Source organism: Streptomyces sp. NBC_01314, assembly GCF_041435215.1.
GTDB lineage: Bacteria > Actinomycetota > Actinomycetes > Streptomycetales > Streptomycetaceae > Streptomyces.
Genome location: NZ_CP108394.1, coordinates 1,998,831 through 2,018,910, shown reverse-complemented (window position 1 = coordinate 2,018,910; position 20,080 = coordinate 1,998,831). Strand labels below are relative to the sequence as shown.

21 protein-coding genes are annotated in these 20,080 nt (G+C 69.9%); 11 read left to right on the top strand and 10 right to left on the bottom strand.

Annotated elements, in window-relative coordinates:
- Positions 1–125: 125 nt before the first annotated feature.
- The 4 genes from OG622_RS08950 to OG622_RS08935 all read right to left on the bottom strand — a co-directional run bounded on the left by OG622_RS08950 (position 126) and on the right by OG622_RS08935 (position 2,465).
- Positions 126–995: a helix-turn-helix domain-containing protein gene (locus OG622_RS08950; protein ID WP_371574650.1), complete on the bottom strand. Its 870-nt coding sequence runs from the start codon at positions 993–995 to the stop codon at positions 126–128.
- A 147-nt stretch (positions 996–1,142) separates the two neighbouring features.
- Positions 1,143–1,844, bottom strand: a complete 702-nt coding sequence (locus OG622_RS08945; protein ID WP_371574648.1) for a type 1 glutamine amidotransferase domain-containing protein — start codon at positions 1,842–1,844, stop codon at positions 1,143–1,145.
- 31 nt (positions 1,845–1,875) lie between these two features.
- On the bottom strand, positions 1,876–2,268 hold the full coding sequence (locus tag OG622_RS08940) for a nuclear transport factor 2 family protein (RefSeq protein WP_371574646.1): 393 nt from the start codon (positions 2,266–2,268) through the stop codon (positions 1,876–1,878).
- A gap of 65 nt (positions 2,269–2,333) precedes the next feature.
- The gene (locus tag OG622_RS08935) at positions 2,334–2,465 is read right to left on the bottom strand and encodes a hypothetical protein (RefSeq protein WP_371574644.1); all 132 of its coding nucleotides are present in this window, start codon (positions 2,463–2,465) and stop codon (positions 2,334–2,336) included.
- A 514-nt stretch (positions 2,466–2,979) separates the two neighbouring features.
- Here OG622_RS08935 and OG622_RS08930 point away from each other — a divergent pair.
- Positions 2,980–3,549, top strand: a complete 570-nt coding sequence (locus OG622_RS08930; protein ID WP_371574642.1) for a zinc-binding dehydrogenase — start codon at positions 2,980–2,982, stop codon at positions 3,547–3,549.
- A 28-nt stretch (positions 3,550–3,577) separates the two neighbouring features.
- A complete protein-coding gene (locus tag OG622_RS08925; RefSeq protein ID WP_371574639.1) occupies positions 3,578–4,156 on the top strand; it encodes a TetR/AcrR family transcriptional regulator in 579 nt (192 codons plus the stop codon).
- Between the two features lie 59 nt (positions 4,157–4,215).
- On the opposite strand, the gene OG622_RS08920 is transcribed toward OG622_RS08925, so the two are convergent.
- A complete protein-coding gene (locus tag OG622_RS08920; protein WP_371574637.1) occupies positions 4,216–5,874 on the bottom strand; it encodes an FAD-dependent monooxygenase in 1,659 nt (552 codons plus the stop codon).
- A gap of 284 nt (positions 5,875–6,158) precedes the next feature.
- Between OG622_RS08920 and OG622_RS08915 the strand changes: the two genes are divergently transcribed.
- The 4 genes from OG622_RS08915 to OG622_RS08900 all read left to right on the top strand — a co-directional run bounded on the left by OG622_RS08915 (position 6,159) and on the right by OG622_RS08900 (position 9,214).
- The gene (locus OG622_RS08915) at positions 6,159–6,473 is read left to right on the top strand and encodes a nuclear transport factor 2 family protein (protein ID WP_371574635.1); all 315 of its coding nucleotides are present in this window, start codon (positions 6,159–6,161) and stop codon (positions 6,471–6,473) included.
- 219 nt (positions 6,474–6,692) lie between these two features.
- Positions 6,693–7,145: a VOC family protein gene (locus OG622_RS08910; RefSeq protein ID WP_371574634.1), complete on the top strand. Its 453-nt coding sequence runs from the start codon at positions 6,693–6,695 to the stop codon at positions 7,143–7,145.
- Positions 7,142–7,981 carry a fumarylacetoacetate hydrolase family protein gene (locus OG622_RS08905; RefSeq protein ID WP_371574633.1) on the top strand — a complete coding sequence of 280 codons (840 nt, stop codon included), beginning with the start codon at positions 7,142–7,144 and terminating at the stop codon, positions 7,979–7,981. The genes OG622_RS08910 and OG622_RS08905 overlap by 4 nt, the downstream gene beginning before the upstream one ends.
- Positions 7,982–8,089: 108 nt before the next feature.
- On the top strand, positions 8,090–9,214 hold the full coding sequence (locus OG622_RS08900) for a hypothetical protein (protein ID WP_371574632.1): 1,125 nt from the start codon (positions 8,090–8,092) through the stop codon (positions 9,212–9,214).
- Here the strand turns inward: OG622_RS08900 and OG622_RS08895 are convergent.
- The 3 genes from OG622_RS08895 to OG622_RS08885 all read right to left on the bottom strand — a co-directional run bounded on the left by OG622_RS08895 (position 9,185) and on the right by OG622_RS08885 (position 11,608).
- Positions 9,185–9,823 (bottom strand): TetR/AcrR family transcriptional regulator, encoded by a 639-nt coding sequence (locus tag OG622_RS08895; protein WP_371574630.1) that lies wholly within the window; start codon positions 9,821–9,823, stop codon positions 9,185–9,187. The two genes, OG622_RS08900 and OG622_RS08895, sit on opposite strands and share 30 nt — an antisense overlap.
- Before the next feature lie 133 nt (positions 9,824–9,956).
- Positions 9,957–10,412 carry a MarR family winged helix-turn-helix transcriptional regulator gene (locus OG622_RS08890; RefSeq protein WP_371574629.1) on the bottom strand — a complete coding sequence of 152 codons (456 nt, stop codon included), beginning with the start codon at positions 10,410–10,412 and terminating at the stop codon, positions 9,957–9,959.
- Positions 10,413–10,555: 143 nt separating this feature from the next.
- Positions 10,556–11,608, bottom strand: coding sequence for an ABC transporter permease (locus tag OG622_RS08885; protein WP_371574628.1), 1,053 nt, complete (start codon positions 11,606–11,608; stop codon positions 10,556–10,558).
- Positions 11,609–11,694: 86 nt separating this feature from the next.
- On the opposite strand from OG622_RS08885, the gene OG622_RS08880 reads away from it, so the two are divergent.
- The 5 genes from OG622_RS08880 to OG622_RS08860 all read left to right on the top strand — a co-directional run bounded on the left by OG622_RS08880 (position 11,695) and on the right by OG622_RS08860 (position 17,894).
- On the top strand, positions 11,695–12,180 hold the full coding sequence (locus tag OG622_RS08880) for a MarR family winged helix-turn-helix transcriptional regulator (RefSeq protein WP_371574627.1): 486 nt from the start codon (positions 11,695–11,697) through the stop codon (positions 12,178–12,180).
- Between the two features lie 559 nt (positions 12,181–12,739).
- Positions 12,740–13,399, top strand: a complete 660-nt coding sequence (locus OG622_RS08875; protein ID WP_371574625.1) for a (2Fe-2S)-binding protein — start codon at positions 12,740–12,742, stop codon at positions 13,397–13,399.
- Positions 13,400–13,411: 12 nt separating this feature from the next.
- Positions 13,412–14,392 (top strand): xanthine dehydrogenase family protein subunit M, encoded by a 981-nt coding sequence (locus tag OG622_RS08870; protein ID WP_371574624.1) that lies wholly within the window; start codon positions 13,412–13,414, stop codon positions 14,390–14,392.
- Entirely contained in the window at positions 14,389–16,575 is a 2,187-nt protein-coding gene (locus OG622_RS08865; protein ID WP_371574622.1) for a xanthine dehydrogenase family protein molybdopterin-binding subunit, read from the top strand. The genes OG622_RS08870 and OG622_RS08865 overlap by 4 nt, the downstream gene beginning before the upstream one ends.
- 155 nt (positions 16,576–16,730) lie before the next feature.
- On the top strand, positions 16,731–17,894 hold the full coding sequence (locus OG622_RS08860; RefSeq protein ID WP_371574621.1) for an XdhC family protein: 1,164 nt from the start codon (positions 16,731–16,733) through the stop codon (positions 17,892–17,894).
- Between the two features lie 63 nt (positions 17,895–17,957).
- Here the strand turns inward: OG622_RS08860 and OG622_RS08855 are convergent, their stop codons facing one another.
- Both OG622_RS08855 and OG622_RS08850 read right to left on the bottom strand, forming a co-directional pair.
- Complete coding sequence (locus tag OG622_RS08855; protein WP_371574620.1) at positions 17,958–18,623, bottom strand: response regulator; 666 nt, start codon at positions 18,621–18,623, stop codon at positions 17,958–17,960.
- Positions 18,620–19,888, bottom strand: coding sequence for a sensor histidine kinase (locus tag OG622_RS08850; protein WP_371574618.1), 1,269 nt, complete (start codon positions 19,886–19,888; stop codon positions 18,620–18,622). Before OG622_RS08850 ends, OG622_RS08855 begins: the two co-directional genes overlap by 4 nt.
- Positions 19,889–20,080 lie beyond the last annotated feature (192 nt).

Here is a 20,080-nt window from a genome sequence, read left to right as displayed (position 1 = left end):
AGCCGGCGATCGCGTCGGCTTGTCCGGCGTGGCCATGATGGTCCTTCTCCTCCTTGGAGAAGCGCCTGGCTGCCGAAACCGGGCACTCAGGGCAGTCGATTTCTGAACGGTGATCCGGGGGAGTTCTACGCGACGGTGTCGGACGAGGTCCGTTTGTGGTCTGCGGCCCAGGAGGCCAGGAGGCGTAGTCCGTCGTGGGAGGGGGATCCGGGTTCGGCGTTCCATACGATGATGTGCTGGTCGGGGTCTGTGCCGCAGGTGAGGGTGTTCCAGTCGAGTGTGAGGTCGCCGATCACGGGGTGACGGAGTTTCTTGACGCCTTTGCCGCGCATGGCGACGTCGTGTGCGGTCCACCACTGCCGGAACTGTGCGTCGCGGGTGGAGAGTTCCTCGACCAGGGTGGTGAGGCGCTCGTCGCCGGGGTAGCGTGCGCTTTCCATGCGCAGCTGGGCGATGGCCAGCCGGGTGACTTCTTCCCAGTCGGTGTACAGCTCGCGCATCCAGGGTTCGGTGAACAGCAGCCGGACGAATACGCGTTCCTGTTGCGGGTAGCGTCCGAAATCGGTCCACAGGGCGGCGGCGAGCCGGTTCCAGCCCAGGATGTCGGTGCGCCGGCCGATGACGAAGGCGGGGGAGGCGGTGAGGTCGTCCAGCATGCGCTGCAGCTGTGTGTCCACCTGCTGACGGTCGCCCGAGGTGGGTGGGCGCGGCGTCCCTTTCGCCGCGAGGTCGAAGAGGTAGGTGCGCTGGTCGTCGTTGAGGCGGAGTGCCTGGGCGATCTCGTTCAAAAGGGGTGCCGATGCCTGGAGGCGGCCCTGTTCGATCCGTGTGTAGTACTCGGTGCTGATCGCGGCGAGCAGGGCTACTTCCTCGCGGCGCAGACCGCTCACCCGCCGCCGTTGCCCCTCGCGGAGTCCGACCTGGGAAGGGCTGACCTCGGCGCGGCGGGCCTTGAGGAACTCACCCAGCTCGTTCAGATGAGGATTGCGGTTCATGACTTGCAGCCTCGCACAGAAGCCCGGGGTTGTGAGGGGGGAGGGATTCCACCCATGGTGGCCTGGCTCAGGTACGCATTTTCATCGTGGTGGACTCGGCGGCCCGGGGTGCGTGCCGGGCCGCCGAGGGATCACACGGCTGTGGTGTCAGCCCGCCAGTGCCCTGACGAGCTCGTGGGCCAGCGGGACCGCGGAGCCCGGGTTCTGGCCGGTGTACAGGGTGCGGTCGGTCTCGACGTGCGGGGCGAACGGCTCGCTCTCACGGTAGTCGGCGCCGAGTTCGTCGACGAGGCGGTCCTGCAGCAGCCACTTCGCGCGGTCCGCGAGACCGTTGAGTTTCTCCTCGGCGTTGGACAGGCCGGTCATCCGGTAGCCGGCGAACGGCGACGTGCCGTCCGCACCGATGGTGGCCAGCAGCGCCGCGGGGCCGTGGCACACCAGGGACACCGGCTTGCCCGAGGCGAGCCACTGGGTGAGCAGCCGGCCGGAGGCGGCGTCGTCGGGCAGGTCCTCCATCGGGCCCCAGCCGCCGGGGTAGAACACCGCCGCGTAGTCGTCGATGTTCACGTCCTCGATGCGCATCGGGTGCGCGAGCTCGCTCGCCTCGCGCAGGGCGGTGCGCATGCGCTGCGCGCCTTCCTCGCCGCCGTTGAACTCCGCGGTGAGGCTGAGCGCGTCCGCCGTGGGCGGCACGCCGCCGGGTGTCGCCGCCGCGATCTGGTATCCGGCTTCCCTGAAGACCTGGTAGGGGCCGATTGCTTCCTCGGCCCAGAAGCCGGCCGGCTGCCGGGTTGCGTCGGCCAGCGTCCAGTGGTCGGACGCGGTGATCACGAAGAGGATCTTCGCCATGGTCTGCTCCTGATGAAATGGGTGGGGGGCTTCAGCCCTTGAGGGCTTCCTGCAGGACGTGGCTGTCGGCGGCCTGGCGCATGCTGACGGCCCTGCCGTCGCGGACGGTCCACAGGTGGATGAAGCGGACGTCGGCCTTGTTCCCGGTCTTCGTCTGGGCGTGGTAGTGCCCCAACACGAAGACATGGCCTTCGTCGTCGGCGTAGAACTCCTCCGCCACCGCCCCGAAGGACTCGTAGTTCGGCATCGTCCTGCCGAAGAAGTCCTTCGCCGCGCTGTCCCAGCCGTGGTAGACGCCGCTGTTGGGGAAGCCGGGGGTGATGTCCCACACGAGGTCCGGCGCCATGACCTCGGCGGTGACTTCCGGGGCCATTCCGGATTCGTAGAGCCGGCGGATGAGGGCGAGGTTCGGGGAGTCGGACATGGGTGGCTCCTTGCGGAAGGTGGGGGGTGGATCGGAATCGGATACGGGGAGGAAAGGCCTGGTGATCAGGCGGCGAGAGCGGCCCGTCCCGCGCGGAAGACCGCGGCCCGGCACGCGACCCGAGCACCCAGGAAGAAGCCCAGCCGGCTGATGTCGCCCTCACTGCCCGTGGTGGAGTCCCGGCCGGAATCGGACATGGTGAGGGGCTCCTCGAAATGTCTTGGTCGGTGTGCGACCAAGCTTTGCATCGGAAGAGCGCGCTGTGAGGGGTAAGAAAATCTCCCCTCCCTGGCATTCTCCGGGTAGGCGATTCCTCCCCCCTTTGGGCCGGCGGGAAGGTGCGATTGCGCAATTCGACCTTCGTGCCGGCGGCAGGGACGGGCACGGCGGCGGGAGCACGGCGACATGAATGAACCCGCCCCACTGCCCGCCACGGTCGGCGGAGACGAAATCGGCACGCAGGACGCCTGCCCGGTGCGCGCCTCCCACGAGATCGTCGAAGGCGGCACACAGATGACCGGCCGGCCACGGTGCTGGAGACGTACACGATCCGGCCGTGTCCCCGAGCGCCCATGACGACCGGGTGTCCGACCTGACTCTCGCATCGGTCCGTGGCGTCGTCCCTCGGCGGAACGCAGGTGCCCAGCCTGTCGGTCCGGCCGTAGGCGTTTCGGCAACGCCGTTTCGGCAAGCACGACCTGCTGCGCGACCTTGGGAGCGGTCCCGATCGCGTACGGGCCGGGTCTGGCAGACCGGGTACACGCGGCATCGCCGGAGGGCGTCCGCGCGGCGGCCGACCTGGTGGGCGCCGACGAGGCGGTGGACGTCTCGGTGGAACTCGTGGCGGACCGTTCCCGTATCGCCACCATCGCGGGCTTCGCGCGCGGCGCCCAGGCCGGTATCAAGCTCCTCGGCGGCGGGCCCGGCCCGGATCCGGGCACGGACGTCCGTGCCGCCGCCCGCCTGCGGCTCACCGAGGCCGCGGAGGCCGCGCGACTGCGCGTCCTGATCGCCGGCAGCTACCCGCTCGGCGAAGCCGCCGCCGCCCATCGCCAGGTCATGAGCGGTCACACCGGCGGAAAAATCGTCCTGGCACCATCTCGCAGGCTTCCGGGATGCCCGGCACCGTCGTGCCGCCGTCGCCATGGGCCAGGAACGGTTCCACCGAGTCGGCCAACAGAGGCCGGCTCGCCACTCCCACAGAACGAGCCATCTGTCTCTCGCCAAGACCCCTTCCTCGCCGTCAGGCCGGTTCCGCTCGCTGTCTACACTCAGTTGTGACGAGCCGAACACATCAGAGGAGCCCGGGATGCCGCGGAACCGCCAACAGATTCCCCGTGAAGAACGGGCGGGTGATCTGCTGGCCGCGGCCACCGAGCTTTTCCTGGCCAAGGGCTACGCCAAGACCACGATGGCCGACATCAGTGCCGCCGCCGGTGTGGCCAGGGGCAATGTCTACTGGTACTTCGCCTCGAAGGACGACATCTTCGCCGCGGTGATGGACCGGATGCTCAGCCGGGAGATCCGCACCCTCAGCGCGGAGCAGGCGGGCGCCGACCCGCTGAGCCGGCTGGTGCGCGGGCTGTCCGACATGCGCTATTCCCGGCCGCTGCACCAGGCCATGCACGACCGACTTCCGCATTCGGAGGCGGTTCGGGCCGCCCACAACACCTTCCTGGGCTGGATCGTCGGACTGGTCGACGAGGTCATGGCCGAGCGCGGCCTCGACGGCGACCCGGACATCGATGCCGCGCTCCTCCGCGATACCGTGGTCGCCGTGTTCGAAGGCGCGAACGTGCCCAACGACCGGAACAGACCGGCACACGAGATGATCCGCCTCCTGATGGAGTCCGTCCTGGCGGGGCGTTCACCGGTCAAGAGGGCGTGACGGCTGGACCGCGGCGGGTCGGAGTCGGCGAGTACCGACTTCCGCCGCGGCCGCCCGTGTCACCGTGAGTGAACCCGCGGCCGGATTTCCGACCTCTGCCCGCGCAGCCGGTCGAACACCGCGACGGAGTCGGCGGGGGCCCGCTCGCCCCGCCACCCGACGTGCCCGTCGGGGCGGACCAGGACCAGCGGCCGCTCGTAGAGCCTCGCCGCGGCCGGATCGGCCAGGCGCAGCAAGGTCAACGGCACGCCACGCTGCGCCGCGGCCTTCACCAGCGCGGACGGGTCCGCCGACCCCGAGATCACCAGCACGAAGCCGCGGCCGAAGTGGTCGAGCACCGAGCTGCCGTCGGGCATCCACAGGTGCGGTGCGCGGCAACCGGGCCACGTCGACGGGACGTAGTCGTCCGGCTCGTCGGGCGGCTCCGGGGTGCCGTCCGGCACGCAGATCGGGGAGCCGCTGTAGCGGTACCCGAGCTGGACGCCCGTGCAGCGGAACTCCTTGCCCCTCGACCGGCGGATCAGCTCGCCCATCTCATCGCGGGCCCGTTCGCCCTCCGCGTCCGCGCGGTAGAGCACGGCATCGGGTGTGAGCCGGGAGTCGGACGTCCAGTTGCTCGACGCTTCCGTGACGTTGCGGACGGCGATCGGCCGCCGCTCCGGTTCGTAGCTGTCGAGCAGCCCGGGGCCGCCCCAGCCCTGGAGGACCGCGGCGAGTTTCCAGCCGAGGTCCACGGCGTCGCCGATCCCGGTGTTGGCGCCGAAGCCCCCCTTGGGCCACAGCAGATGCGCCGCGTCGCCTGCGAGGAACACCCGGCCCGCACGGTAGCTGCGGGCCACGACGCAGTGCCCGCTCCAGGGCTGCGCGGTGAGGATCTCCACGTCGATGGGCGCCCCGACGGCTTCGTGCACCCAGGCGACCGCGTCCCCGGGCTCGGGCTCCTCGTCCAGGTAGACGGAGAGCCGCCACTCGTCCACGCCGTTGACCACCGTGATGTACGGCCTGCGCGGCGACGACAGCGTGTGGATCTGCACCGCCGGGCCGCCCGACCGCTCCTTGAGCAGGTCCAGCAGTTGCGGCGCACGGAAATGCACCGCGAAGTTCTGGCCCTGCGCGAACATGCCCTCGAACTCGATGCCCAGCGTTCGCCGGACGGCGCTACGGCCACCGTCACAGGCCACGAGGTACGCGCCGGCCAGGGTCTCGGAGGCGCCGCTCTCCAGGTCACGCACCACGGCGAGGACACCGTCGGAGTCCTGCTCGAACGTCTCCAGGCGCGTCCCGAACCTGATCTCGACGCCGGGCAGGCTTCGCGCCGTCCGTTCGAGCAGCGGCAGGAACGAGAACTTGGACAGGAACGCGGGCCCCTCCGGCGTCAGCGGGCCGTAGACGCCGGGGGATCGGTTCGTGACCCCGTGATCGAATTCGGCGAGTACGTGTCCCGTCACTGATGTGGCGAACACCGTACGGTGCGGGTAGTCCGTGGGCGGTGCCGACTCCGCGCGCGCTTCCTCCGCACGGCCCCAGCGCCGAAGGTGTTCCATGGTGCGGGAGAAGATCGCCTCGCCCGCCGGGAAGGGCACGCGGCCGTCGCCTTGATCGATCACTGTCACCGGTACACCGCGCCCCCCCAGCTCGATCGCGAGCGAGAGACCCACAGGCCCCGCCCCCACGACTAGGACACGCCGAGATCCGGCTGTTTCGCTCCGGTCAGACACAGGGGTCCCTTCCTCCAGTACGGGCTTGGGTCAGCAGGACCCAATCTCTTGAACTCAAGTCAGAGTCGCATGCGCGAGTCGTTCTGTGGAAGTCCTGGCGAAACACGCGCCTATCGTTGAAAGGGGTGCGGCGCTACGCTTGACCCCTGTTCAAGAGATGGGAGATCGTCGTGATGTCTCCGACCGATCGAAGCGATGCTGTGGGCACCTGCCGAGCCCTGTCGTCAGCTATCACCGGGACATCGACAGCGGTCGCGCCACCTCCGGGATCGGTGCCTTCGCCGATGACGCCGAGTTCGAGGCACACGGGCCGGGTCTTCCGGGGGCGTGACGAGATACTCGGCTTCCTGAAGGCGCGGGAGGCCGACACCGGACGCCAGACCGTCCATGTGCTCGCCAACGAGGTCGTCACCGGTCAGGACGACGGAAGCGACGCCAAGGGCATCGAGTTGCGGGCCATGGTTCTGCTGCACGTCCGGCAGCCCGACGGCGCCTACATCCTGGACCGCGTCCTCAACACCGTTCACCGGCTCCGCTACGCCGGCGGGGAATGGCGGATCACTCACCGTGCGTCGAGGCCGTTGCACCCCACCGTCTGACGGGCAAGGAGACCCCCACAATGACGACAACCCCCCGGAGCACGGCCGCCCCCGCGGCCACCAGGACACAAGCAGTCGCGCTGCAGCTGTCGGAGTTGGTCCTCAAGACCGGGCGCTACGACGACATGTGCGCCTACTACACCCACGTACTGGGACACGGCCCGGTCTACCAGCGGACCCCGGACCCCGGACCCCGAGGCCCCGCCGCGGCCCGCGGGCATGCCCGAGCGAGCGGTCGACGTCCGACTGGGCTTCTTCCGTGTGCACGAGGCCTCGCACAGCCAGGTCCTCGCACTGTTCGGCATCGACAGCCTGATCGGGACCGACGCCTCCGGGCCGGGCCTGCATCGCTTCCAGTTCGGTGTCGGCTCGCTGGGCGAACTGGTCGCCCAGTTCGAGCACATGTCGTCCATGGGCGTGCGCCCGCACCGCGCCGCCAACCACGGCCAGGCCACCAGCTTCTACTACCGGGACCCGGACGGGAACATCGTCGAGTTCTCCTGCGCCAACTTCGCCACCACCGAGGAGGAGGTCGCCTTCATGTCCGGCCCCGTCTTCGCGGCGAACCCCTCCGGCCTGGAGCTCGACCCCGACCGCTTCGTCGCCCGCTACCGTGCCGGTGACTCCAAGGACGAGCTGCTGCGCCTGGACAACCAGGCGGTGGCCCTGTGACCAGGCTCGTCAGTACGGCCAAGGGCATCGGCAGACTCGATGACGACGGCCAGACCGTCGCCCTCCTCGACCTCGACGCGACGGACCTCGGTGCCGCTCTGCAGGCCGGCCTCGACATCGCCTCCATCGCCACGGCCGCGGTCCGTGACCGCGTACCCATGGCCCAGGCCCAGCTCATCGCCCCCGTGCCGAAACCCTCCAAGATCTGGGCGGTGGGTTACGCCTACGCCGGTCACCGCACCGAGGTGGGCTACACCGGCACGGCAAAGCACCCGGTCATCTTTCTGAAGGCTCCGTCCTCGGTGATCGGCACGGGGGAGCGGATCCGCTTCCCGAAGGCGGCCCCGGACGAGGTCGACTACGAAGGCGAACTCGCCGTCGTCATCGGCAGGCGCGCCACCGACGTGCAGGAGGCGGACGCGTACTCGTTCGTCGCCGGCTTCACGATCTGCAACGACGTCAGCGCGCGCGATGTCCAGAAGGGGCGGGTTCCCGGCCGGGCCGCCAACGTCACCGCGGCCAAGAGCTTCGACACCTTCACCCCCATGGGCCCCACCCTGGCCACGCTCGACGAGTTCGCCGATCCCGATGACCTGCACCTGCGTACCTGGGTCAGCGGCGAGCTCCGCCAGGACGCGCGTACCTCCCAGCTCATCCACCCGGTTTCCGCGCTGGTTTCCTACCTGTCGCGGCAGACGACCCTCGAACCCGGCGACGTGATCGCCACCGGCACACCGGCCGGCGTCGGGCACAAACAAGGCCTGTTCCTCCGAAGCGGTGACGAGGTCCGGATCGAGATCGAAGGCATCGGCACCCTCGTGAACACCTGCGCCTGACGCGCGGAGGTCATCCCGAGGACGCCGGAGCCGTGGCGTCCGCGAAGTCAGGAACGTCAATTCTGCGGCCATCGCACGTGTGACGGCCCATTCGTCGGAGGCATTCAGGTGAGCAGCGACCCCAGGAGCAGTTTCGGCGGCGGAAACCCGTGGGACCACACCCAGCCGTGGGACGCGGAGATTTTCGGCAAGGAAGTCTACGACAGCACCGTGCAGCACAAGTGGGGGACCGCCGTGTCGATCGCCGGCGGGCTGCCCTACATCTGGAGGGAGCTTGCCCGGCCGATCTCCGAAATCATCTATGGTCTCCTCGAACTCCGCGCCGGGGACAAGGTCCTGCTCATCGGCGAGGGCATCGGTCCCGCGGGGTGGGTGGAGGACATACGGAAGATCGTGGGCCCGGACGGCGCCGTGGACGAGGTGGAGATCATCCACGAGGGTCGGAAGGCGGTCATGGGCCGGCTCCCCGGACGCAACGGCCAGACCGGCTGCTGGCGCTGGGACTACGCCGACTCGAAGGCCGACGAGCAGTACGACTGCGTCGCAGTGCTCCAGGCGACCCAGCACTGCGACGACTGGGAGGAGACGGCCAGGGACCTGCTGCGCGTGATGAAGCCGGGCCGCCGCATCGTGCTGGCCGAGTCGGTCCTGAAAGGGCCGGCGTTCACCGCACGCATCAACTCCGACGTCCATCTCCGGCAATGGTTCGACAAGCTGTTTCAGCAGGTCCCCGTGGAAGACATCCCCTACTGGTCCGGCGAGGAGGTCCGCGAAGCCTTCGGGGACACGGTCTACAGCCCCCAGCTTCTGGAATGGCGCGGAATCGAGATGTTCTGGGGCCGGGAGTTGCCGACGACCTGTCCCGGGGCCCCGACATGCGTGCCATGTGGCAGGACTACGACCGGCACGGCCTGCACGGCAACAGCAATGTCCTGCGGATGCTGCTCGGCCGCGAACCCGCGTCCTTCGAGGAAGCGGCCGCCGCGTTCGCCGCCCGGAGTTAGCCCCGTTCACATGCGGCCGGCGGGCCGTGGTTCCGCACAGCGGCTCCGCGACCGAACCGCTGGGAGGCAGGCGCTTTCCTCCCGGCGGAGCCGCTCCGTCGGGACCTGCCACCAACGGCTGTCGGACGAGCCGACTCGGACTTCGTGCTGTGCACATGACTCAAGGCGCATGGTGATCCTCTGCGGCGGCCCATCCCGGTCAAGCACTCGGGGAGCCTCCGGGCCGTAGGCCGTGGAGGACGGTGTCGACGATCTGTTCGGCCAGTCCGTCGGGGAGGTCGGGGCCGGGGTGTACGAACGAGCGGATGAGCAGGGGGCCGACGAACATGTCGATGGCCAGGTGCGGGTCGACGTCCGCACGAAGTTCCCCGTTCAGCCGGCCTCGCCGGAGGATCTCCAGTCCGAGGTTCCGCCGGGGAGTGATCACACCGGAGTGGTAAGCGGCCCATATTTTCGGGCTGCTCCTCATCTGGGCGTGCGCGTTGCGCAGGATCGCCGACGAGCGGCTGACCAGAGTGCGTTGGCGCAGTGACTCCATCAGAACGATCAGGTCGTCCCGCATCGAAGTGCCGGGGAGTCCGGGCTCGGCGGGCTCGGCGGGCTCGGCGGCGCGTATGACGTCGACGAACAGATCCTCCTTGTCGCTCCAGCGGCGGTAGATGGCTGCCTTGCCGACGCCGGCGGTGCGTGCGATGCGCTCGACGGAGAGATCGGCCAGCGGGACGCCGTCCTCGAGGAGCCTCATCACCCCCTCCAGGATGGCCTGTTCGACGGCCTCACTGCGGGGACGGCCACGAGTCGATTCGTACGTCTGCGGACGGGTCCCGGCACGGCTCATGACGTTTCGACCTTTCCCTCGCGATGCGCCGATGGACATCGCTCGGCCCCAGGGCCATGTCGTCCTCAAGGCGGCAAGGGGCGTCGGGGATGACAAGAGCGGAAGGAACCTCCGCCGTACAGTCAAGGCCGGTTCAGGGGCGGCTGTCGAGGGCAAGGGCATCGGGATTCAGTTCCTCGACCAGACGGTAGAGCAGCCGGTGAATGGCGTCCTTGTCATCCGGAGAGAGCGGCGAGGTCGTCTCCTGTTCGATCCGCCGGGCGATCGACGCGGCACGAGCGGCCGTCGCCTGCCCCTCATCGGTCGTGTACAGGCGCATGCTGCGGCGGCTGGTCGGATGCGGCTCACGTCGCAGCAGTCCTCGCTCGACGAGCCGGCTCACCGCGGCCCCCATGGACTGGGCCGTGATGCCGGAGCGGCGCGCGATCTCCGCGGCGGACACCCCCGGCGTCCAGAGGACCTGCTGCAGAGCGTTGTGCTGAGCCAACGTGAGGTCCTCCGCGCGCAGCGCCCGCTCCAGCCGTCCGGCGATGATCTGGGAGAACTGCCAGGTGAGATATCCGGTGGTGGGGAACGCCGCGTCGGTCACGGCCGCAGTCTACGAGAGCGAGGTGTGCTGATCGCGAGGGTGGTACCGGCCGGGGAGCCGGGCCTTCGTGAGACGGACCGAGGGCCGATGCCGCCTGCCGTCCTACAGGCAGCCCGGGGAACGGCGATCGGCACGGAGCAGGGTCAGTTGACGGCTGCGCGGCTTGCCCCGCGGGTATCACGCCAGTAGAGCACCGCGGCGGCAACCAGGATCCACGCCACCAGGACGACGACGCCGGCAGTGAGACCGTCGTTGTTGAAGTGGGACAAGCCCTGGACGGCGCGCACTCCGACTCCCACCGGGAGGATCTCCGAGAACGGGTGGAGCCAGTCCGGCAGGTAGGCGGTGGGCAGGGTGCCGCCACTCGTGCTGTTGCCGAAGGTGAACAGGACCACGGCGGCCAGCGACATCCCGGCCCGGCCGAAGACACGGATGAACGCCATGCTCGCGCTGCCGACGGCCGCGGCGATCAGCGCGATGACCCCCGCGATGCCCAGGAAGGGGCCGGGCAGTGCCGCGAAGCCCAGGCTCCCGGCTATCACCGCCACCACAGCGCCGGCGAGGACGCTGAAGGAGGCCAGGCTGGCCATCCTCCACCGGTACTCCAGTCGGGGGGCCATCTGGTAGGTCATCGTGCCGAACAGGAACCCGGCCAGAACGACGCCGAACCCGGCGTAGAACACCGACATGCCGCGGGTGTCGCCCGCCGAAGCCGGCACGACGTCCTGCACGGTCATCCGCTCGCCGTCCGCCTTGGCGACACCGGAGAAGGCGCCGGTGACAGTCGAGGTCACAGAAGGGCCGTTGGCTCCGGCATACAGCAAATCGGCGGACTTACCGGGGCCGGTGACATAGGCGGCGTACACCTTGCGGTCCTGCAGCGCGTGGCGGGCCGCGTTCTCGTCGGTGTAGCGCTTCACCTCGAATCCACCGGGCTGCCCGAGCTCCAGCCCTCCGGTGATCTGTTCGAGTCGCTGGGTCGTTCCGACGACGGCGACCGGAAGATCGTGGGGCTGCGGGGCGTGAAAGGCGGCCAGGAACACGCTGACGAAGATCGAGCCGATGACCAGCACGATCGCGACGGGCAGCAGAACGCCCCTGATCCCGGTGGCGCCCTGCGGCGCCGGAGCGCGGTCCACCGCGTGGTGATGGTGCGTGCGGCGCGGCTCGACGGAAGTAGTGGGTGATGTGGTCATGGGAGAGGTGTCTCCATCTCTAGCTGTAAGGTGCCTTATAGTTCTATCATGGAAATATCAGCTGCCTTACTATCGGGGGCCCACTCATGAGCCGCACTCACACGGATCCGTCCACGCGCACGGGCTACCTGGCGTGGCAGATGGTGCATGTGATGGGAGTGCGTCTCGAAAGGGCGCTGCGTTCGCTCGACCTCACGACCGCGCAGCACAATGCGCTGCAGCACGCCGTCTGGACGTCGGGAATCTCCGCGGCGGAGATCGCGCGTCGGACCGGTATCACCCCCCAGTCGATGGGTGCCGCTGTCAATGGACTGGTGGACCGCGGGCTGCTGGCTCGCCACGATCACCCTTCGAACCGCAGAACCGTCCAGCTGACCGTCACCGACAGCGGGGCGAGGCTCGCCGATCGGGCGCGGGTGGTGGTGGAACGACTCGACACGGAAGCGCTCGCGGTCCTCGCCCCCGCTGAGCGGGCAGCCGTTCATTCCCTGCTGCTCCGTGTGCTCGCCGAACTCAATCGTGATGCCCTGCCGATCTGGGATCGGCGTGATGGGGGCTCCGGAGCGGCGTGATCACGGACCTGATGAGGGCGGAGCCGACGGGGCGCAGGCGCGTGGAGCCGGACGTGCCGGTGCCGGAACTCGTGGGCGCCGACGAGGAGTTGCGGCGCCTCGGACCTCCATTACCCATCGGGCTGGGCGTGCACGCCGTGTGCATGCCGTCCGGGATCGCGTCGGTGGCATCGAGCCGCGACTCGGCCGGCCCCGTCCCGGCCGTCGATGGCATCCACCTGGCCTTCGGCAGGTGTGTCGGAGGGGCGTCGCGAGTGACATGAGTGTAAAGATGCTTGATGCAACAACACTTGCTTGATAATCAACAAGGGTGAATGCTTGCTGGTGATCGCACCGGGGGAGGCCGATGTTCCTCCCGGGTCCGAAGGGCCAAGTGCGACGTGCTCGACGTATCCCTGGGAGCCGAATCCGTCACGTCCTCTGGCGCAGCCACCCTTTTTGCCTTGGCGGCGCTGTGAGCAGCTGCCTGCCGTGGCAACGGGCGCGGCGCACCCAGGCAGAGCGGCAGGGCCGTCGGTACGCCTCTGACAACCACCCGCGCCACCCATGAGGAGTGGACATGTCCATCGAAGGTCCCTTCCCAGTTGTGACTGTCCCCGGCGAGTCCCCGACGCCGCCCACCAGGCGTACCTTCATCGCCACGACGACCGCTCTAGGAGGAGCCGCCATGGTCGGCGGCCCGGTCGCGGGGCCGCCCGCGCTCGCCGCCGAGGAAGGGGTCGCTGCCGAGGAGGCGGGGGCTGCCGAGGCGCCGCCCGGCAGTCGCGTTTCCCTGACGGTCAACGGTGTCCGGCGCACTGTCACGGTCGACAACCGCACCTCGCTGCTGGACCTGCTCCGTGAGCATCTCGACCTGACCGGTTCGAAGAAGGGCTGCAACGCCGGTGCCTGCGGCGCCTGTACGGTCCTGGTCGACGGACGGCGGGTCAACTCCTGTCTGACGCTGGCCGTGCGGTTGGAGGGGGCCGAGGTCACCACGATCGAGGGCCTGGCCGACGGCGACCGGCTCCACCCGCTGCAGCAGGCGTTCGTCGACCAGGACGCCTTCCAGTGCGGGTTCTGCACGCCGGGGCAGATCATGTCCGGCGTCGGCTGTATCAAGGAGGGCCACACCGGCTCGCACGAGGAGATCCGGGAGTGGATGAGCGGCAACCTCTGCCGCTGCGGCTGCTACGTGAAGATCGAGCGGGCGGTCGAGCAGGCCGCCGGCCGGAAGTGAGGGCGGAACCCCATGCACCCCTTCGCCTACACCAAGGCCATGAACACGCCTGAGGCCCTCGACGCCGGTCGGCGCGGCGGGCGCTACATCGCCGGCGGCACCACGCTCGTCGACCTGATGCGGGAGACCGTCGAACGCCCCGGGACGCTGGTCGACATCAGCGCGCTGCCGCTGCGCGGGATCACCGTCACCAGGAGCGGGGGCCTGCGCATCGGCGCTCTGGTCAGCATGGCCGAGGCCGCCGCCCACACCGCGGTGCGCGCCGCCTACCCGGTCGTCTCACAGGCACTGGAGCTGAGTGCGTCGGCCCAACTGCGCAACATGGCCACCATCGGCGGCAACATCATGCAGCGCACCCGGTGCACGTACTTCCGTGACGTGAGTGCCGCCTGCAACAAGCGTGAGCCGGGCTCGGGTTGCGCGGCGCGGGACGGATTCAACCGCAGCCACGCGGTCCTCGGCACCTCCGACCAGTGCGTGGCCACGCACCCCTCCGATCTCGCGGTCGCCCTCGCCGCTCTGGAGGCCACCGTCCAGCTGCTGGGCCCGGACGGCGAGCGCACCGTGTCCTTCGCCGACTTCCTCCTCCAGCCGGGCAGCACCCCGAACCGCGAACAGGCCCTCGAACGCGGGGAGTTGATCACCGCCGTGGTGATCCCGGCCCACCCGCGCCCACTGAAGTCCGGCTACCTGAAAGTGCGCGACCGGCAGTCCTACGAGTTCGCGCTCACCTCGGCCGCGGTCGCGCTGCACATCCGTGGCGGCGTCATCCGCGAGGCTGGGGTCGCCGCCGGCGGAGTGGGCACCGTGCCCTGGAAACTCCCCGCCGTCGAGCAGGCCCTCATCGGCGAACGCCCCTCCGACCGGCTGTGGTCCGAGGCCGCCGGGCACGCGGCCGACGGGGCACGCCCCCTCACCCACAACGGCTTCAAGGCCGAGCTGCTCAAACGCACGGTCGAACGCCAGCTGCGTACCGTAGGAGGCACCGAATGAGCCAGCCACAGGCAGCGGTCGGTGCGGCCGCGCCCCGGGTCGACGCACGGCTGAGGGTGACCGGGAAAGCGAAGTACGCCGCCGACAACAGCCCCGACGGGGTCGTGCACGCGGTTCTCGTCGAGAGCAGTGCCGGCCGGGGCCGTGTCACCGGCATCGATGCCCGCGCCGCCGAAGCCGAATCCGGCGTCCTGAAGGTGATCAGTCACCTCAACGCGCCCAAGCTGCCGCCCGTCCAGGGGGGATTCCCGCCGGGCCGGCGGCTGCGTCCCTTCCAGGACGACAGCATCCGGTTCTTCGGTCAGCCCGTCGCGGTCGTGGTGGCGACCACGCTGGAGGTCGCACAGCACGCCGCGAGCCTGGTGGAGGTCTCCTACGACGCCGAGTCCGTCTCGACCGACATCAGTGCCGCCGAACCCGCCGACGACCCGGAGACCTATGCGCGCGGCGACGCCGACAGTGCCTTGGAATCCGCCCCTGTCCGGCTGGACCTGACGTACCGGATGGCCCGCAACCACCACAACCCGATGGAGCCGCACGCCACCGTCGCACGCTGGGAGGGTGACCGGCTGACCGTCTGGGAGAAGTCCCAGAGTGTGGCAGGTGCCGTGCGCACCCTGTCCGGTGAGTTCGGCATCGCGCCGGGCAACGTCCGCGTCATCTCGCCGTTCGTCGGCGGGGCCTTCGGCAACGCCGCCCGTACCTACGTGCAGTCCGTCATCGCGGCCATGGCCGCGCGCGAAGTGAAACGCCCCGTGAAACTCGTTCTCACGCGCAGGCAGTCGTACTTCGGTGTGGGATTCCGGCCCGCATACGAGTACGAACTGAGCCTCGGCGGCAACCGGCGGGGCCGCCTGACCGCGTCGGCGCACGACATCCGCACCGAGAGCTCCCGCTACGAACGGCACAGCGAACACGTCATGGAACCCGGCCGGATGCTCTACAGCACGCCCAACGTCCGTCAGGCCTACCGTCACGTCCCGCTGGACGTGGGCACCCCGTGGTTCATGCGCGGCCCCGGGTACGCCAGCGGCGTCTTCCCCGTCGAGTCGGCGATGGACGAGCTCGCCCACGAACTGGGCCTGGACCCGATCGAGCTGCGGCTGCGCAACGAACCCGCCGCCGACGAGTCCACCAGTCTGCCGTTCTCCAGCCGCCGCCTGCGCGAGTGCTACCGCGCCGGCGCCCGCGAGTTCGGCTGGCACCGGCGCAACCCCAAGCCCCGCTCGACGCGTGACGGCGACTGGCTCATCGGCATGGGCATGGCCGCCGGTGTCTACGACACCCAGCGCAGCGCGGCCCAGGCCTCGGTCCGGCTCGACGCCGACGGCACCGCCCTGGTGCAGTCCGCGACCAGCGACATGGGCCCCGGCACGGCCACCTCCATGAGCCAGGTCGCCGCCGACGCCCTCGGCCTGACCATGCGCCAGGTGACCTTCCGCCTCGGTGACTCCCTCATGCCCCCGGCCCCCGTCCACGCCGGCTCGCAGACCATGGCCAGTGTCGGCTCCGCCGTCCAGGACGGCTGCGACAAACTGCGCGAGCAGGCGATCACGCTCGCGGTCAAGGACGAGGAATCACCGCTGTACGGCGCCGACGCCGCGGACATCGTCGTACGGGGCGGCCGGCTGTACGTGAAGGACAAGCCCACACGCGGGGAGACCTACCAGCGCCTCCTGGCCCGCAACAACCGCACCCACCTCGAAGCGATGGGCTCGTACGCCGGGGCGCCGGAAACGGAGAAGTTCTCCCTTTACGCCTACGCCGCGATCTTCGCCGAAGTGGCCGTCGACGCCCGCCTCGGCATGGTCCGGGTCCGGCGCATGGTCGGCGTGTACGACGCCGCCCGGATCATCAACCCGAGACTCGCCGACAGCCAGGCCATCGGAGCCATGACCGGCGGCATCGGCCAGGCCCTCCTCGAACAGACCGTCACCGACCACCGCGACGGCCGGATCGTCAACGCCAACCTCGCCGACTACCTCGTGCCGACCCACGCCGACATGCCCGACCTGAAGGCGATCTTCATCGAGGGCGAGGACTACGAAGCCGACCCCATCGGCGTCAAGGGACTCGGCGAGGTCGTCATCGTCGGAGTGGCACCCGCCATCGCCAACGCGGTCTTCAACGCCACCGGCCGCCGCATCCGCGAACTGCCCATCACCGCCGAAGCCCTGCTCTGAGCACCGGGTGGCCGGTGTGCCCACCCGGCCACCCGGCCACCTGGATCGTCCGGCGGAATGACGCCACGCCGCCGGGCATCAGGGCCGTCGCCGCGGTTACCTCCCCTAGAGCCCGGCGACGGCCCGCCAATCCCCCACCTCACAGAAAAGCCCCCATGCTGAACATCGCGGACACGCTGTACGAGTGGTGCCGTGAGGCCCGGCCCTTCGCCCTCGCCACCGTCATCGACGTCAGAGGCAGCGCCCCCCTGCCACCGGGCACCTCACTGGCCGTGGACGCCGACGGCAACGCGGTCGGCGGTGTCTCCGGCGGATGCGTCGAGGCAGCGGTGTACGAACTGGGCCGCCAGATACTGGCCGAACGCGCTGCACCCGCACGAGTTACCTTCGGCTACTCCGACTCGGACGCCTTCACTGCCGGCCTGACCTGCGGCGGAGAGATCGACATCCTGGTACAGCGCGTGGAGCCCGCCACCGTGCCCGCCCTCACCGCCGCCCTCGACGCCGTGACCGCGGGACGCCCGTCGGCCGTCGCCCACGTCGTCGACGGTCCCGGTGAACTCATGGGCCGTATGCTCCACGTCCCCGACGAAGGCGCCCACGACGGCACTCTCGGCGACGAGAGCGAGGACCGGGCGGTCGTGGCACAGGCGCGGGCGTTCCTGCGGGCGGGCCGCACCGCCTTGACCGAGGTCGGCGGCGGTGGGGGAGAAGCAGAGAGCTCCGAGGACGGCACCTGTACGCGCAAGCTCACCGTCCTCGTCCACGCCCACGCGCCCCGCCCCCGCATGCTGATCTTCGGCGCCGTCGACTTCGCCGCCGCCCTCAGCCAGGCCGGGAGCTTCCTCGGCTACCGGGTCACCGTCTGCGACGCCCGCCCGGTCTTCGCGACCACCGCCCGCTTCCCGCACGCCGACGAAGTCGTCACCGACTGGCCCCACCGCTACCTCGAAGCCACCCAGGTCGACCCCCGCACCGCCATCTGCGTCCTCACCCACGACACCAAGTTCGACATCCCGCTGCTGCGCCTGGCGCTAACCCTCCCCGTCGGTTACGTCGGCGCCATGGGCTCCCGACGCACACATGAGCGCCGTATCGACCTGCTGCGGGAGGCCGGCGTCCCCCCGTACCAATTGGCCCGCCTGCACTCACCGATCGGCCTGGACATCGGCGCCCGTACTCCCGAGGAGACAGCGATCTCCATCACGTCGGAGATCATCGCCCAATCCAACCGAGGCGCGGGCAGGCCCCTGTCGCACGGTGCCGGCCCCATCCATGGTCCCGCGCAGCCTCTGCCCGGTCTGGCGACGGCGCCGTAACCCCCGCACAGACGCCGTCCGGCAGCCGAAGGGCACCCGGCGCACCGCGTGGTGCGCGGTCGGTCATGCGCCGGGGTGGGCGTGACCGGTCCGGTAGGCGATCACGACGAGTTGGGCGCGGTCGCGGGCGCCGAGCTTGGTCATGATGCGGTTCAGGTGGGTCTTGGCGGTCCAGGGCGAGACGTGAAGCTGCTCGGCGATGGCGTTGTTGGAGAGGCCGGCGGCCACGAGGACGAGCACCTGCCGCTCGCGTTCGGTCAGGCTCTTCAGTTCCGGGGCCGGAGCGCTCGTCCTGTCGGGTGTGGCCAGGTAGCGGGCGATGAGTGCCTTGGTCGCCATGGGTGACAGCAGCGCCTCTCCGTGAGCGACCAGCCGGATGGCGTCGAGGAGGTAGGAGAGCTCCACGCCCTTTCCGAGGAACCCGCTGGCCCCGGCACGCAACGCCTGGAAGACATACTCGTCGGCTTCGAAGGTCGTCAGGATCAGCACCCGTACACCCGCGAGGTCTTCGTCCGCCGAGATGGCGCGCGTGGCGGCGACGCCGTCCATGTCGGGCATTCGGATGTCCATCAGCACGACATCGGCACGGGTGCTGCGGGCCAGTTCGACCGCTTCTGCGCCCGTCGCGGCCTCTCCGACGACCTCCAGGTCCGGCTCCGACTCGATGAGCAGGCGGAAGCTGGTGCGGACGAGGGCCTGGTCGTCGGCGAGCAGAACGCGGACGGTCATCCCTGCCTCCCCTCGGCGGCGGTCACGCGCGGGGCCGTGCCGGACCGGTCCGACGGCCGTGTGTCGGTCGGTGGTCCGGCTGTGGGCAGCGGTAGACGCACAGTGAGGCGAAAACCACCGTGGGCGTCTGCTCCGACATGGAGGCTGCCGCCGACCGCGTGGGCGCGCTCACGCATGCCCGTCAGCCCGTGTCCGGTGCCCGTCGCGGCCGCCGCCGGGTACGGGCCGGAGTGCAGGGGGTTGGTGATCCGGATGCACAGTTCGTCGGGCCCGTAGTCGACGAGCAGGTCCACCTCGGCGGTCGCGCCGTGCTTGTGTGCGTTGGTCAGCCCCTCCTGGATGATGCGGTAGGCAGTCAGGTCGATGGCGGTCGGCAGGGGGCGCGGGTGGCCGGCCTGGCGGTGGCGGATGCCCAGCCCGGCGGCAGTGAGCGATTCGAGGAGCCCTCCGAGGCGGGACAGGCCGGGCATGGGTTCGGTCGGATGCGTCGCGCCCGTCTCGTCGCCGGACTGGCGTAGTACGTGCAGCAGCGGGCCCAGTTCGTCCAGGACCGTGCGGCCGGCGTCACGGATGTGACCGAGCGCCACCTCGGCCTGATCCGGTCGGCCCCGAAGGAAGCGACCGGCGACCCCTGCCTGAATGGTGATCAGGGCGATGTGGTGGGCGATCACGTCGTGGAGTTCCCTCGCGATGCGCAGCCGCTCCTCGGCCACCCGGCGGCGGGCCTCTTCTTCCTTGCTCTCCTCCGCCCGAAGCGCTCGCTCCTCCATCGCGGCGACGTAGTCGTGCCAGGTGCGCACGGTGCCCCCGACGGCGGCGAACATCCCGGTCCAGGCGAACACGGCGCCGGCCTCCGGGCCGGAGGCCGAATCCGTCGCCCAGGTGATGACGGCGTACAGGACGAGGGCCGTGCCCGAGACGGCGAGCAAGGCGATCCGCCGACGGACCGTTCGGGCCACGGTGTAGACCGCCAGCAACGCGGCGATCTTCAGCACCCGCGACGGATATGACGCGAGGAGGGTGAAGGCCACCTCCCCGAGAACCGCCAGCGCCAGGACGGGCAGCGGTGCACGGCGGCGGGCCAGCAGAAGCAGGAACGCGGCCGCCGCAGCGACAGCGTCGGCGCCCGAGGGCCGTACACCGTCGGGCCACCGTCCGAGCAGCAGAGGCAGCAGGCCGATACAGCCCACGAGGGTGGCGAGGGCGGCATCCAGCAGGCGCGGGTGAGCGCCGGTCACCCGTCGCAGCGACGCGGGTCCGATCACGGCTTCACCGTTCCTTGTTCCTTGGTACGGGTCGCTGGTTCGGGCGGATGTGGCCGCCCGTCCTGGCGATCGAAGGCGTACGAGAGGGTGGGCGGTGTGCCCGCCGCAGCCGCTGTCACGCGTCGCGTCGCCGGAGCAGGACGGCCGCACCGACCAGGAGCACGACGACGCATCAGGCGAACAGTGTGACCC

Bases quoted from the DNA above. Each gene is read 5' to 3' on its own strand.
- OG622_RS08950 (WP_371574650.1), bottom strand. From the start codon at position 995: ATGAACCGCAATCCTCATCTGAACGAGCTGGGTGAGTTCCTCAAGGCC.
- OG622_RS08945 (WP_371574648.1), bottom strand. From the start codon at position 1,844: ATGGCGAAGATCCTCTTCGTGATCACCGCGTCCGACCACTGGACGCTG.
- OG622_RS08940 (WP_371574646.1), bottom strand. From the start codon at position 2,268: ATGTCCGACTCCCCGAACCTCGCCCTCATCCGCCGGCTCTACGAATCC.
- OG622_RS08935 (WP_371574644.1), bottom strand. From the start codon at position 2,465: ATGTCCGATTCCGGCCGGGACTCCACCACGGGCAGTGAGGGCGACATC.
- OG622_RS08925 (WP_371574639.1), top strand. From the start codon at position 3,578: ATGCCGCGGAACCGCCAACAGATTCCCCGTGAAGAACGGGCGGGTGAT.
- OG622_RS08915 (WP_371574635.1), top strand. From the start codon at position 6,159: ATGACGCCGAGTTCGAGGCACACGGGCCGGGTCTTCCGGGGGCGTGAC.
- OG622_RS08910 (WP_371574634.1), top strand. From the start codon at position 6,693: ATGCCCGAGCGAGCGGTCGACGTCCGACTGGGCTTCTTCCGTGTGCAC.
- OG622_RS08895 (WP_371574630.1), bottom strand. From the start codon at position 9,823: ATGAGCCGTGCCGGGACCCGTCCGCAGACGTACGAATCGACTCGTGGC.
- OG622_RS08885 (WP_371574628.1), bottom strand. From the start codon at position 11,608: ATGACCACATCACCCACTACTTCCGTCGAGCCGCGCCGCACGCACCAT.
- OG622_RS08880 (WP_371574627.1), top strand. From the start codon at position 11,695: ATGAGCCGCACTCACACGGATCCGTCCACGCGCACGGGCTACCTGGCG.
- OG622_RS08875 (WP_371574625.1), top strand. From the start codon at position 12,740: ATGTCCATCGAAGGTCCCTTCCCAGTTGTGACTGTCCCCGGCGAGTCC.
- OG622_RS08870 (WP_371574624.1), top strand. From the start codon at position 13,412: ATGCACCCCTTCGCCTACACCAAGGCCATGAACACGCCTGAGGCCCTC.
- OG622_RS08865 (WP_371574622.1), top strand. From the start codon at position 14,389: ATGAGCCAGCCACAGGCAGCGGTCGGTGCGGCCGCGCCCCGGGTCGAC.
- OG622_RS08860 (WP_371574621.1), top strand. From the start codon at position 16,731: ATGCTGAACATCGCGGACACGCTGTACGAGTGGTGCCGTGAGGCCCGG.
- OG622_RS08855 (WP_371574620.1), bottom strand. From the start codon at position 18,623: ATGACCGTCCGCGTTCTGCTCGCCGACGACCAGGCCCTCGTCCGCACC.